Origin of the sequence: Bacillus sp. AM1(2019) (assembly GCF_009906915.1) — a bacterium.
Classification (GTDB): Bacteria; Bacillota; Bacilli; order Bacillales; family Bacillaceae; genus Bacillus; species Bacillus velezensis.
Window position 1 is genome coordinate 3,560,847 of the sequence record NZ_CP047644.1, and the last position, 12,819, is coordinate 3,573,665.

Annotated in this window: 13 protein-coding genes; 3 read left to right on the forward strand and 10 right to left on the reverse strand. The window is 46.5% G+C overall.

Annotated elements, in window-relative coordinates; all coding sequences use genetic code 11:
- The 6 genes from GNE05_RS17670 to GNE05_RS17695 form a co-directional block, all read right to left on the reverse strand.
- Window positions 1-837 carry a sugar ABC transporter permease gene (locus GNE05_RS17670; protein ID WP_025649322.1) on the reverse strand — a complete coding sequence of 279 codons (837 nt, stop codon included), beginning with the start codon at window positions 835-837 and terminating at the stop codon, window positions 1-3.
- A complete protein-coding gene (locus GNE05_RS17675; RefSeq protein WP_160183040.1) occupies window positions 838-2,148 on the reverse strand; it encodes a carbohydrate ABC transporter permease in 1,311 nt (436 codons plus the stop codon).
- A 39-nt stretch (window positions 2,149-2,187) separates the two neighbouring features.
- On the reverse strand, window positions 2,188-3,444 hold the full coding sequence (locus GNE05_RS17680; RefSeq protein WP_160183041.1) for an extracellular solute-binding protein: 1,257 nt from the start codon (window positions 3,442-3,444) through the stop codon (window positions 2,188-2,190).
- A 93-nt stretch (window positions 3,445-3,537) separates the two neighbouring features.
- A complete protein-coding gene (locus GNE05_RS17685) occupies window positions 3,538-5,307 on the reverse strand; it encodes a glycoside hydrolase family 13 protein (RefSeq protein ID WP_160183042.1) in 1,770 nt (589 codons plus the stop codon).
- Window positions 5,308-5,408: 101 nt separating this feature from the next.
- A complete protein-coding gene (locus tag GNE05_RS17690; protein ID WP_014418958.1) occupies window positions 5,409-6,359 on the reverse strand; it encodes a LacI family DNA-binding transcriptional regulator in 951 nt (316 codons plus the stop codon).
- Between the two features lie 173 nt (window positions 6,360-6,532).
- Window positions 6,533-7,108, reverse strand: coding sequence for an LOG family protein (locus GNE05_RS17695; RefSeq protein WP_014418959.1), 576 nt, complete (start codon window positions 7,106-7,108; stop codon window positions 6,533-6,535).
- A gap of 115 nt (window positions 7,109-7,223) precedes the next feature.
- Here GNE05_RS17695 and GNE05_RS17700 point away from each other — a divergent pair, with 115 nt between their 5' ends.
- A complete protein-coding gene (locus tag GNE05_RS17700) occupies window positions 7,224-7,544 on the forward strand; it encodes a MazG nucleotide pyrophosphohydrolase domain-containing protein (RefSeq protein ID WP_014418960.1) in 321 nt (106 codons plus the stop codon).
- A gap of 44 nt (window positions 7,545-7,588) precedes the next feature.
- Here the strand turns inward: GNE05_RS17700 and GNE05_RS17705 are convergent, their stop codons facing one another.
- On the reverse strand, window positions 7,589-9,178 hold the full coding sequence (locus tag GNE05_RS17705) for a SulP family inorganic anion transporter (protein WP_014418961.1): 1,590 nt from the start codon (window positions 9,176-9,178) through the stop codon (window positions 7,589-7,591).
- A 2-nt stretch (window positions 9,179-9,180) separates the two neighbouring features.
- Window positions 9,181-9,762: a beta-class carbonic anhydrase gene (locus tag GNE05_RS17710; RefSeq protein WP_003151503.1), complete on the reverse strand. Its 582-nt coding sequence runs from the start codon at window positions 9,760-9,762 to the stop codon at window positions 9,181-9,183.
- A gap of 400 nt (window positions 9,763-10,162) precedes the next feature.
- On the opposite strand from GNE05_RS17710, the gene GNE05_RS17715 reads away from it, so the two are divergent.
- Both GNE05_RS17715 and GNE05_RS17720 read left to right on the forward strand, forming a co-directional pair.
- Window positions 10,163-11,128, forward strand: coding sequence for a 2-hydroxyacid dehydrogenase (locus GNE05_RS17715; RefSeq protein ID WP_072177056.1), 966 nt, complete (start codon window positions 10,163-10,165; stop codon window positions 11,126-11,128).
- A 205-nt stretch (window positions 11,129-11,333) separates the two neighbouring features.
- Window positions 11,334-11,723, forward strand: a complete 390-nt coding sequence (locus tag GNE05_RS17720) for a ribonuclease (RefSeq protein WP_223204413.1) — start codon at window positions 11,334-11,336, stop codon at window positions 11,721-11,723.
- A gap of 59 nt (window positions 11,724-11,782) precedes the next feature.
- Here the strand turns inward: GNE05_RS17720 and GNE05_RS17725 are convergent, their stop codons facing one another.
- Together GNE05_RS17725 and GNE05_RS17730 are read right to left on the reverse strand one after the other, a co-directional pair.
- Window positions 11,783-12,529 (reverse strand): arylamine N-acetyltransferase family protein, encoded by a 747-nt coding sequence (locus tag GNE05_RS17725; protein ID WP_022553844.1) that lies wholly within the window; start codon window positions 12,527-12,529, stop codon window positions 11,783-11,785.
- A gap of 24 nt (window positions 12,530-12,553) precedes the next feature.
- Entirely contained in the window at window positions 12,554-12,811 is a 258-nt protein-coding gene (locus GNE05_RS17730; protein WP_012118534.1) for an HPr family phosphocarrier protein, read from the reverse strand.
- Between the last annotated feature and the right edge of the window lie 8 nt (window positions 12,812-12,819).

Below are 12,819 nucleotides of genomic sequence, written 5' to 3' on the forward strand. Positions count from 1 at the left end.
CTACCCCTTTGTTCCGCCCGCCGCCAGCCCGGATACAAAGTTCTTTTGGAGAAAAAAGAACAAGATGCATATCGGCAGTGCGGCAAGTATAGCCCCCGCCGCAAACAGGGCGACTTTTTGCTGCTGCGGATTTGAAATGAACGACTGCAATCCTACTGCAATGGTCAGCCTTTCCGGCGAGCGAAGCAAAAACTTCGCCAGCAAATAGTCCCCGAACGGCGCCATAAACGCCCAAAGCGCTTGAACGGCAAGCATCGGCTTCACAAGCGGCAGCACAATCGAGGCAAATATCCTGAAATGCCCCGCTCCATCCATTCGCGCAGCCTCATCAATTTCTCTCGGAACTGTATCAAAATAACCTTTCATCAGCCACGTGTTCATCGGAATTCCGCCGCCGATATAGATCGCTGTCAAAAACCAGTATTGATCAAGAGCGCCTATCAGCATGGCCAATACATAAAAAGCAGTCAGCGCTGCCATTGTGGGCACCATTTGAATGATTAAAAAGAAGACAAGACTCTTTTTTCGCCCCGCAAACCGATAGCGGCTGTACGTATACCCGGCAAGCGTTACAATCGTGACCTGCAATACCATGACTGACAGCGCGATAACCAGCGTATTGCTGTACCAATGAAGATAGAGCGTCTCTTCAAACAGCCGCTTAAAATGATCAAAAGTCCAGGAACCTGAGAAATCGAGCTGAAAAGCCGTCACATTTCCCGCACGGAAAGCGGAGGAAGCCGTAATCAGCAGCGGATATAAAATGACAATGCTTAAAACCAGCAAAAATAAATAGGTGCAGATTTTCGTAAGCATTCCGGCCGTTCTGGAACCCATCTACATCACCTCCTCATTGCCGAAAGCATTTGACTTTTTAAAAGCAATCAGGGATATTCCAATGACGACGAAAGAAATTAACAATGTCACGGCCGCTGCCACAGCATATTGCGGAGAAGTGCCGGTTGTCAGTTTATAGATCCAGGAAATTAAAATATCGGTCGACCCGGCACCGGCTCCCGCGCTTCCCGGACCGCCTTCATTAAACAAATAGATGATCGAAAAATTATTAAAGTTAAATGTGTACTGTGTAATCATCACCGGTGCCGTCGCAAATAAAATCATCGGTAATGTAATATTGCGAAAACGCTGCATAAAAGAAGCCCCGTCAATCTTTGCGGCTTCATACAATTCACCCGGAATCGACTGCAAGACTCCCGTTACCATGACATAAATATAAGGAAAGCCAAGCCAGGTCTGAATCATAATCAGAGCAGTCTTCGTCCAGAAAGCATCAGTCTTCCACGCGATCGCCGGCAGTTCCACAAACGGCAGGTGGTTAATTAATGGGATCACCTGCGTGTTCATCGCCCCAATACTGTCATTAAAAATATTGGAAAAGCTCATAATTGTGATAAAGGCCGGAACAGCCCATGGAAATAAGAAAATCATTCGGAATATCCGTCTGCCTTTAATAAAATCTTGATTCACAAAAAGTGCCGTCACGATCCCCAAAATGATTTGCAGCGTTGTTGCACAGATTGTCCATATCATGGTCCAGCCCAGTACATTCACAAATGTTTCCCGGTAGGAACCGACAAAAAAGATATTCAAGAAATTTTTAAAGCCGACCCAGTCAATCAGACTGTTAGGCGGTATATGATAAAAATCATAGTTTGTTAAGGCAACAAACAGAGTCACCAGAACAGGAAAAATAATCACAAACACCATCATGAGATATGCCGGCAGTGTAAATAAATAAGGAAACCCTTTATCTCCCGCATGGCGGATGATATCCTTGGCCGCTGTATTCACCTTCAAACCCGCCGCTTTCATAGTGGCGGTATGACGGAAATCATAAACTGAAAAGATATAGAACATGAGAAAAATCAACGTTAAGATCAATTGCAGCGTGCCTTCAATCAGCATAAATAATGAGTGATCTTCACCGGGAACACTTCCCAAGGTAACCAATCCGGTCAGCGCCTCAATACCGAAAACGCATAATTCAACAGCAAACAAACTCGTAATGACCAGAAATAAGATCCCCTTTGATATCTGCTGATTCGCGATCTGTCCAATTCCCGGAATGATCGATAAAAACCATGGCGCCTTCCATTTTTGGTGTAAAAGTGTATCATCTTTATTCATTTTTCGCCCTCTATTCTTACGGACACTTCCCCTCCGATTTTATTTCACATACTTTTCTTTGATGTTTTCTTTTATGACGTTTACCGCATCATCCGCCGATTTTTTTGCTGTTTTTTTCCCCGAAGCCGCATCAAACATTAAACTTTCAGCGCCAGTCCATACCTCGGCCATTTCAGGAATATTCGGCGCAGGTGCCGCTGACTCATATTGTTTAATAACAGCTGACGCCAGCTCATTTTTTTGCTCCCCCGCTTTCTTCCTTGCGGCTGTGTTGGCCGGAACTTCATTTGTATCCTCATAAAAGGCGTAAGCATTGGCATCATTTGTTGCATACTCAAGCCATTTTTCAGCCAGCTCGGGTTCCTTTGTATATTTTGAAGCAACCCAGCCTTTGCCGCCCGCAAACGGAGCATATTCTTTTCCGTTTGGCAATGTCGGAATAGGAGCGGCGCCATAGTTCAGGCCGGCCTCTTGAAAATTGGCAGCCGACCAAGGCCCGCCGATGATTGCAGCCGCTTTCTTATCCAAAAACATTTGCTGAATAAAATCGTCTGCGCTTGAGTTATCCTGCATGCCTTTTGGCCAATACGTTTTAAACCATTTCTCCGCATATTTCACCGCTTCTGCAGCCCCTTTATTGTTCAGGCCGATATCCCCGGGATCTGTGCCGTTTTTCCCGAATACATATCCGCCGTAACCGGACAGCAAACCGTACGACATATAAAAGTCAGTCCACTTTGCCAAAAATCCCGTTGACTTTCCTTTTTCAGAAGCAAATGAAAACGGGGGATCCTCTGTTAATGTTTCAAGGTCTTTAAATGTTGCCGGCGCTTTTTTTATAAGATCTTTGTTGTAATACAGAACAAGCGTCTCAATCACCAGCGGCATTCCATACACCTTTCCGTTAACCGTTACCTGCTGCATCTCTTTATCTCCAAAGCTTTTTGTATCAGCAGGTTTTAGATCAAGCAAATGGCCTTGCTGCGCCAAACTGCCGATCCGGTCATATGCGGCAAGCATAACGTCAGGCGCATTGCCGGCCGGGCCGTCCAAAGGAAGCGCCTCCAGCTGATCGAACATTTGCTTTTCTGCAATGTTGACTGTGACGTTATTCTCTTTTTCAAACTCTCCTTTAATGCTTTCAATATATTTTTTATAGGTTTCTTCAACGGACACGGTCAGTACCTTTTTGCCGTCAGCGCCGGCCGATTCCTTTGAATTTGAACAGGCGCCGAGACAGAATGCCAAAACTGATGCCGTCAATAAAGCCAATCCCTTTTTGACGAACCCCGCCATATCTTTTCCCCCTTTTATTATGAATCTATTACAATTCTACTCTGTTAGAGAAAGCGGTTTCAAAGCCTTTCAGCCTGTTACCGATAACAGAATTCAGACAGGGGCGTCAGCGCTCAAAATCAAAAATTCTCCCGGCTGAACAGCAATAGCGGCATCATGTTGAAGGATCTGATCCGTCCACGCATCGTAAACTTTTCTGCTTCTCTCCATATTAAAATCTTGCAAACGGACATCCCAGGCCAGGTTCCCCTGATTAAAATAGAAAATCAATTGCCTGCCATTGAAAACCCTCGAAAAACTGATACAATCGTTTTGATCATCAAGCAGATGCCACTCAAGACTTCCGTACGTCAATAAAGCGTTTTCTTTTTTGCGTAAGGTGATTAAGCGTTTCATAAAGCTGAGCATTTCCTGGTTTTGCTTTTCCTTTTCCCAAACCATACACTTCCGGCATAATGGATCTCTCCCGCCGTCCAGACCGATTTCCGTTCCGTAGTAGATGCAGGGCGCTCCTGTCTGAGCAAACATAAAGGCCAGCAGAGCACGGGCTGTTTTCTCATCATTTCCGCACCTTGTCAGAAGACGTTCTGTATCATGGCTGTCCAGTAAATTAAACATCACCTCGTTGGCCTGCCGCATCCCATTCATCAAGTGCGCGTTTAATCGATAGGCCATGGATGAAGCAGAAATCTCCCGGTCAGCAAAATAAGCAATCATCGGCTCTGTGAAAGGATAATTCATCACAGCGTGAAACTCATCTCCTCTGAGCCAAGGTTCGGAGGAATGCCATATCTCTCCCAAAATATAAAGATCGGGCTTCTCTGCCGTTACCGCCTGCCTGAATGCCTTCCAAAAAGCGTGATCCACTTCATTTGCCACATCTAAACGCCAGCCGTCAATGTCAAATTCACGAATCCAGTACAAAGCAATCTCAAACAAATACCTCTGTACTTCCGGATTAGCCGTATTCAGCTTCGGCATATCAGGCGTAAACGCAAACCTGTCATAATTGTCTTCTTTCACAGGAAAAGAGTGAATATGGAACCAGTCTTTGTAGCGGGACCGGGCCCCGTGTTTTACAACATCCTGCCATTGCGGAGAAGCGCTGCCTATATGATTAAAAACAGCATCAAGCATAATTTTCATTCCCCGCTCATGAAGCCGGCTGACCAATGTCCAGAAAAGCTCCCGATCCCCAAAATGCGGATCGATGGAATAGTAATCCAGCGTGTCATATTTATGGTTGGATGGAGAGGAGAAGATCGGAGTTAAATAAATTCCGTTCACCCCTAATTCTTCTAAATAATCGAGCTTGTCGATAATCCCCTGCAAATCTCCGCCAAAAAAATCATTAACGTCCGGGTCCTTGCTCCCCCAAGGCAGTGCAGCTTCCGGTGACAGGTCTTCTCTTCCATTCGCAAAACGTTCCGGAAAAATTTGATACCAAACCGTTGATTTCGCCCATTCAGGCGCTTGAAATGTATCCGCCTCATGAACAAACGGAAGCTTAAAATAATAATGAATCGTTTCCAGCGTTTTTTTATTTACAGGACAGACCCCTGACGCTCCGAAAAAGATGTTTTCATGCTGGTCTGAGACAATAAATGCATATTGCAAACGCCTGAATGGCGGCGACACTTCAGCAAACCAATAATCATGGTTTTGGGTTGCGGCTGTTTTTCTCATTGGCTGCTCGGCTGCCGACCATCTGCCGCCGCTGTATTCATAAGGATCGCCCCAAACCAATCGAATCTGATCAGCATCACCTTTTTTCGTCCGGATTTTGATATGCACCGTCCGCCCGTCATAAGAATAAGCATCAGCACTGAACGGCTGATGATGTATTGCGGCATATTCCATCATGTTTCCCCCTTTTTATAGGCTGGCTTATGCTTTGAAGGTAGCATGATGAAATCGGGGGAAGCAATCGTTTTTCTCTTGTTACCGATAACAGAATTAAGCTTTCACAAAGTTGATTCCCGCACAATTAACTCCGGTTCAAAAAACAAATGACCTTGAGCTGCGCCGCCTTCATTCATTTTTTTCAGCAGCATTTTCGCACAGGCCTCTCCCATTTCCACAACCGGCTGTCTGACCGTAGTCAGCCGCGGGGAGGAAATGCGGTCAAGAAAAACACCGTCATTTCCAGTAACGGCCACATCTTCGGGAATTCGTTTTCCGAGTGACTGCACCGCACGAATGACCCCGAGCGCGATTCGGTCGGTGGCGCAGACAAACGCGGCTTGCCGGCCGAGCGTTTTCAAAACTTCTCTTGCCAGGCTTTCGCTTTTTTTTGAACTGTTAGCGATCCGAAACAGCTTCGTTTCTCTGCAGCTCTCTTTCATCGCCCGAATATACCCCTGTTCTCTTGAGCGTTCGAATGGCTCATCCAAATCAATGCCGAAAAAGACAACCTCACGCTCCCCCAGCCCCATGACATGGCGGGTTGCCATAAAAGTCCCTTTTTCGTTATTCACATCGACGAAATCATAGCCCATTTCATTTTCTCCAAATACGACTAACGGCTTTTCAAAAGCTTTGATGACAAATTCAAAATCGGCCTTTCTCAAGCCGGTGGCAATAATGCCGTCGCATTGCCCGATATTGAGTGAATTTCTTGTCACAAGCTGCAAAGCATAATGATGGCGATCCAGCTCCCGGCTGATTCCGGTCAGCAAGTTCATGTAATAGGGTTCGGTCGTATCCATTTCCTCAAGAATCAGCAATTTGACAACCTGTGTTCTGTTTTGCACAAGCGCTCTTGCCGCATAATTAGGGATGTAATTCAGCTCTTTCATTGCGGAATGAACGAGCTTTTTCAGTTCATCTGTTACCGTATCAGGGTGATTAATCACACGTGACACCGTCATTTTCGAAACATTCGCTCTCTTAGCCACATCTGACAACGTCGCCATTTTCCGTCTCCTTCCGCTTTTGCTTAGATAGCCAATCCGAATTAGTTAAATTATACTACGATGGTAATCTGGACATAAAAAAAGATTTCCCTAAGGAAATCTCACATTGTCAAATACACTCGATTTTCATGAAGTCCGCCCGGCACTCACACACATGTCAGATGGCTCTTTTTTTATATTTCCGTCCATTTTTTCTGAAGGATCGGGTACGAGTAATTGTTCATCTGCTCAATCAGCTCATCCGGCCGGGAGGAACTGTGTATCAGTTTTAAATGAGACTCATTCGAAAATCCTTCCTGAATGCTGTACTTGACCATCTTCATCATCGGCTCAAAATACCCGTTCACATTGTACAGTCCGATCGGTTTTTGATGAATGCCGATTTGCGCCCAGCACAGCACTTCAAATAACTCTTCATATGTTCCGAAACCGCCGGGCATGGCAATGTACCCATCGGCAAGTTCACTCATTTTCGCTTTCCGCTCATGCATGCCGCTGACTTCAATCAGCTCCGTCAGATTCTGATGAACAACCTCTCCGCTGAACAGCCCGCTCGGCATGACGCCGACAGCTTTTCCGCCGCCTGCCATTAACGCATCGGCGACGGTTCCCATCAGACCGACCCGTGAACCGCCGTAAACAAGGCCGATTCCCTGCTCCGCCATATATTCACCCAGTTCGGCCGCTTTGCGTTTGTACTCTTCATTTACCCCCGGGTTTGACCCCGCAAATACACAAATGGTTTTCATTTTTTCATCTCCATATCTATATATGTACATCAATAAATCAAAATACACTATATATTGTCCCATCTCTATATGATAATATCAATAAGAATCATACAGGACATAAGGAGTGTTTCACATGCAGATGGCTGAAGCAGAACGATGGACGAAAGATTTTTACGAAAAACGAGGATGGACGGCGTACGGGCCATTTATCAGAATCGGCTTTTTAATGGAAGAGGCGGGTGAGCTCGCCCGGGCGGTAAGAGCATATGAAATCGGCAGAGACCGGCCGGATGAAAAGGACGCGACCCAGGCTGAACGCAGGCAGGAGCTGATTGAAGAAATGGGTGACGTCCTCGGAAATCTGGCTATTCTTGCCGATAAGTACGGAATCACGTTAGAAGATGCGATGAAAGCCCATCAGGAAAAACTGATCAAACGCTTTGAAACCGAATAAAAACACGGCCTGTCCGCTTTTTCATGGACAGGCCGTATCTGAATTTATCCCGTTATCTCGTCCTGATGCTCAAAGAAATGCTGTTTCCCGATTTTATGAAACAGCCCTGTCTTCCGGATCAGCTCTCTCGGCTGTGATTGCAATCCGACGATCATCAATCTCCCGTTATGCCGTTTGATCCGGTTCATCACATTCCCCAGCACCGCTTCTGCGGAGGTATCCATGTAATGTACATTATTCATCAGCAGAATAAGCGTCTTCGGCTTTTCCTGAAGCCTCTCCAGCAGCGATGATTCCAGTGAATCAATTGAACCGAAAAACAGCGGCCCCTCAATGGAATATGTGCTGACGGACGAATCATTTTTAACCGATTTGACAGCGGCATGCGGTGTTTTGATGCTTGTTGATTCGCTCATTTTTCTGATAAAGAAAACAAAAGCGAGCACGAGACCGGCAGAAACGCCGATGATTAAATCAAACAGAACCGTCAGTAAAAAGGTTGCCGCCAGTACGAATGAATCAGTGTTTTTCAGCCGCATCATATTGGCGACTTCCCTCCGCTCACTCATGTTCCAAGCCACAACCATCAATACCGGCGCCATGCTTGCCAGCGGTACGTGAACGGCAAGCGGGGCGAAGACGAGCAGGACGAGGAGGACGGTGACTCCGTGGACAACACCGGAAATCGGAGAAACTGCGCCGTTTTTAATATTTGTTGCGGTCCGCGCAATCGCTCCCGTTGCCGGTATGCCGCCGAAAAGCGGCGCTGCCATATTGGCGATGCCCTGCCCGACAAGCTCCCTATTGCTGTCATGCCGTGATCCTTTCATATTGTCCGCAACCATCGCCGATAATATGGACTCAAGTCCGCCGAGAAGCGCAATGATCAAAGCAGACGGGAACATCATCACCATGTTATCGATTGAGAAATCCGGAAGCTGAAAAGCCGGGAGCTGCCGCGGAATCTCCCCGTAAGCAGAACCGATTGTCGCCATTTTGTCAGGAAAAAACATGACCGCCGCGGCTGTAGAGACAAGCAGCGCCACAAGCGCGCCCGGAATCTTCGGCATCAGCCTGGCTGATAACAGCAAAATGGCCAAAGCAATTCCCGCGATGAGGATGCTGTACAAATTAAAGGTTCCGATCTTCTTGCCGATTTCCGCAATGTTGAGGATAAAGCTTTCATGCTTTTGAATATCGCGCAGACCGAGAAAATGGGCAATCTGCTCCGAGAAAATCAGCACCGCGATTCCGGCCGTAAATCCGACGATCACCGGCTTCGGCACGAATTTCATAATCTTTCCGAGCTTAAATACGCCAAACAGGACGAGCATGACGCCTGCCATAAAACCGGCTACAAGTAAATTCTCAAAACCATACTGCATCACAATGGCAAATAAAATGGGAACAAACGCCCCCGTAGGCCCGCCGATCTGATATTTAGAGCCGCCCAACAGCGAAATCAGAATTCCGGCCACAATAACGGTGTAAAGCCCGTATTCCGGACCGACCCCCGAGGCGATAGCAAAGGCCATTCCCAGTGGAATCGCTACAATTCCGACCACAATTCCCGCGATTAGGTCTTTCTGAAATTTCTGCAAATTGTATCCCTGATATCTGCCGGTAAATTGCATTGTCAGCTGCATCCTCCTTTGACTGTTTCATAACCGTCAACGACTACATCCAACGTCCCCGTCCCCGGATCGATCACCAGCCCGTGCACCGGCACCTCTTCAGGCAAGAGCGGATGATGCCTGACCATATTCACGCTGTGGGCCACGCTTTCTTCGACGCTGTGAAAACCGGTCAGCCATGTTTCCAAATCGACTCCCGCATGCTGCAGAAGGCTGAGACATTTGTCCTCCACGCCGCGCTCTTTCGCTTTATTTAATATGGAAGCCGCATTTAATCCCGACATTCCGCACTCGCGGTGACCTATGATGCAGACTTCCTCTGCCTGCAGTTCATAAACGGCAACCAAAATGCTCCGCATGACACTTCCAAATGGGTGAGAAACAATGGCTCCCGCGTTTTTTATGATTTTGGCATCGCCGTTTCTGAGTCCCATCGCCTGCGGCAGAAGCTCCGTCAGCCTTGTATCCATACAGGATACGATGACAAGCTTTTTTTTCGGGAATTTTGTCGTTTGGTAAGGTTCATATTTCCTTTCTTGGACAAACTGCTGGTTGTGCTCCAAAATGCTTGATAAAGAAACCATTTTTCTATTCATCTCCCATCCGATTGTATTGCAAGCCTTCTTACCCAGCTTACAGTAAGGAATTATAGCACAGAAAAAGGCCTCAAAAGCGCTTTCAACAAAAGACACGATAATTTGACTGTAAATTCAGATTATGTTCATTTATATCTTTCAAAAATAATAAAATTTATCTTTACACCAACCTATAAAGCTTTTGAAAACAGCGGTTCCGCTCATTTTGCCTTCAGAAATATAGGCGGATTCTGTTATTGTTTGGAGAAATCAAGCATGTACATTTCTTTTTCATTCATTTTAAGTTCAAAAGAACCAGAAATTTATCGTAATGCGTTTGAATATTTCTCACGTTACCGCTTCTCTTATATAATAATATAGAGAAGAAAGACAAAGGAGGAGAAGCCCGTTGAAACCCTATGTATTCATCGCGAAACCGATACCGCCGGAAGTCGAACAAATGATAGGCGAGCATTGCCGATATGACATCTGGAAAGAAGATACCATTCCAAAAGAGGAACTGTACGAAAAAATGAAAGATGCTGAAGGGCTGCTGACATCCGGAACGGCGATTGACAGGGATTTACTGGATCACGCGCCGAAGCTGAAAGTCGTCAGCAATAATTCAGTCGGCTATGATAATTTTAACATTGAAGAAATGAAAAGACGCGGGGTTGTCGGCACGCATACGCCGTACACCTTAGATGACACTGTCGCTGATCTGGCTTTTTCATTAATCCTGTCTTCCGCCAGACGGGTTGCCGAATTGGATCGGTTCGTCCGCGCCGGCAAATGGGGAACCGTTGAGGAAGAATCTCTTTTCGGTATGGATGTCCACCATCAGACATTAGGAATTATCGGCATGGGCAGAATCGGTGAACAAGCTGCCAAACGGGCAAAATTCGGCTTCGACATGGACGTGCTGTATTATAACCGCAGCAGAAAACCGGATGCTGAGAAGGAACTCGGGGTTACATATGCCGACTTAGATACACTGCTGAAAACATCAGACTTTGTGCTGTTAATTACGCCGCTTACTGACGAAACGTATCATATGATGGGAGAGCGGGAATTTAAATTGATGAAAGATACGGCATGTTTCGTCAATATTTCCCGGGGAAAGACGGTTGATGAGAAAGCGCTCATCCGCGCATTGCAGGAGGGCTGGATAAAAGGCGCCGGTTTAGATGTGTTTGAAAAAGAGCCGATCGCCGAAGACAATCCGCTCCTGCAGCTGGAAAACGTCACATTGCTTCCGCATATCGGGTCAGCAACGGCAAAAATCCGCTTGAATATGTTCAAGCAAGCCGCACAAAACATGATTGACGCCGTATACGGAAAAACGCCGAAAAACCTCACGAAGGAATTTCAATGAGATGAAAAATCCCGGCCGTTTCAGCCGGGGTTTATTTTTTTGCTAGATCAAAAGTACTATTTTTAAATTCTTTCTATTCCTTTCTCTCGATGCTGATACAATGAAAAGGAATCAGCTTCACATGATAAAAATGGGAGGTATTGCTTTGAAAAAACGATTATCGTGGATTTCCGTTTGTTTGCTGGTGCTGTTCTCCGCGGCGGGGATGCTGTTTTCCACGGCTGCCAAGACGGATACATCTTCTCACAAGGCGCACACTGAAGCACAGGTTATCAACACGTTTGACGGGGTTGCGGATTATCTTCAGACCTATCATAAGCTTCCTGATAATTACATTACAAAGTCAGAAGCCCAGGCCCTCGGCTGGGTTGCATCAAAGGGGAATCTTGCAGACGTCGCTCCGGGGAAAAGCATCGGCGGAGACATCTTCTCAAACAGGGAAGGCAAACTCCCTGCCAAAAGCGGACGGACGTGGCGCGAAGCGGATATTAACTATACATCAGGCTTCAGAAATTCAGACCGGATTCTTTACTCAAGCGACTGGCTGATTTATAAGACGACAGATCATTATAAAACCTTTACAAAAATGAGATAAACACATACAAAAAACGGCTTCCCTGCGGAGGCCGTTTTTTTGCAGAGAACCTGCGAGCTTCATATAAAATGAGCAGTAAATTTTTCTTCAAACTCTGACCGGTCTATTCTGCTGTTTTCCGCCGTGCCATCGTGTTTTTTTATTGTTATATTGCGTTCAGACAGAATCATGTGCCCTTCCGGTGTCCGCTTAGAAGCAAGCAGGCGTTTGTTGAAAGGAGAGCGTTCATGTTCAAAGATTGTTTGTTTCATAGACTTGAGGTCCTTTTCATCGATTTCTTCAAGCGAAAATGCGTAACCTGTCTGCCAGCCGTCCCCTTTGTTCATTTCAAGCAGGTATGTCCCGAATTCCGTCTCTTCTATCCTCACGCGGAACGCTCCGGCCGCTGATACCGTCTCGTCTCCTGACATCGGCACAGGCTGCATGGCGAGATTGAGGCCGAAGCCTGCATCAGCGATGTACTCATTCCCTCCGGCGGAAAGAAGTACGGCCGCATGTGTGCCGGGCAGCGCCCAGCCGTTTTTCCAGACCGTTCCGCGGATCAATTTGACATCAAATCCGGCATCTTTCAGGATGAAATAAAGCAGTCCGTTCAAGTCATAACAAAGGCCGCCATGAGGTTCCTTCACCATGTGCCGCCACAGTCCTTCTTTCGTGACGTCATATTCTTTTTTGGACAAAACCGCGCGATTTTCAAACGGAAACCGATACGCGAGCGCCTTTAAAAACTCCGGCAGGTTGCTGAAATCGAGGGAATCCTTTTCCCAGCCTATCGTTTGATAACAATCTTTCAGAAACTCATTCATCGTTCCGTCCCCCTTACAAAGTGTTTACACTTCTTCCTGCACATAAGCGGACAACTTTTCCAGCGCTTCCTTTTCATCATCGCCTTCAGCGATCAGAGTGACTTCCGTCCCCGTGCTGACCGCCAGGCTCATTAATCCCATAATGCTTTTGGCATTCACTTTCTTGCCGTTTTTCTCAAGAAACACATCTGATGCAAAGCGATTTGCCTCCTGTACAAACAATGCAGCGGGACGCGCCTGCAAACCCGTCTTTAAACGCACTTCCACTTTCTCCTGAACCATAAGATCTC

What these genes read in the sequence shown, in the direction of transcription:
- GNE05_RS17680 (WP_160183041.1), bottom strand. Translation starts at nt 3,444, where the DNA reads ATGGCGGGGTTCGTCAAAAAGGGATTGGCTTTATTGACGGCATCAGTT.
- GNE05_RS17705 (WP_014418961.1), bottom strand. Translation starts at nt 9,178, where the DNA reads ATGCAATTTACCGGCAGATATCAGGGATACAATTTGCAGAAATTTCAG.
- GNE05_RS17675 (WP_160183040.1), bottom strand. Translation starts at nt 2,148, where the DNA reads ATGAATAAAGATGATACACTTTTACACCAAAAATGGAAGGCGCCATGG.
- GNE05_RS17695 (WP_014418959.1), bottom strand. Translation starts at nt 7,108, where the DNA reads ATGAAAACCATTTGTGTATTTGCGGGGTCAAACCCGGGGGTAAATGAA.
- GNE05_RS17725 (WP_022553844.1), bottom strand. Translation starts at nt 12,529, where the DNA reads ATGAATGAGTTTCTGAAAGATTGTTATCAAACGATAGGCTGGGAAAAG.
- GNE05_RS17710 (WP_003151503.1), bottom strand. Translation starts at nt 9,762, where the DNA reads ATGGTTTCTTTATCAAGCATTTTGGAGCACAACCAGCAGTTTGTCCAA.
- GNE05_RS17720 (WP_223204413.1), top strand. Translation starts at nt 11,334, where the DNA reads ATGCTGTTTTCCACGGCTGCCAAGACGGATACATCTTCTCACAAGGCG.
- GNE05_RS17685 (WP_160183042.1), bottom strand. Translation starts at nt 5,307, where the DNA reads ATGATGGAATATGCCGCAATACATCATCAGCCGTTCAGTGCTGATGCT.
- GNE05_RS17730 (WP_012118534.1), bottom strand. Translation starts at nt 12,811, where the DNA reads ATGGTTCAGGAGAAAGTGGAAGTGCGTTTAAAGACGGGTTTGCAGGCG.
- GNE05_RS17670 (WP_025649322.1), bottom strand. Translation starts at nt 837, where the DNA reads ATGGGTTCCAGAACGGCCGGAATGCTTACGAAAATCTGCACCTATTTA.
- GNE05_RS17690 (WP_014418958.1), bottom strand. Translation starts at nt 6,359, where the DNA reads ATGGCGACGTTGTCAGATGTGGCTAAGAGAGCGAATGTTTCGAAAATG.
- GNE05_RS17700 (WP_014418960.1), top strand. Translation starts at nt 7,224, where the DNA reads ATGCAGATGGCTGAAGCAGAACGATGGACGAAAGATTTTTACGAAAAA.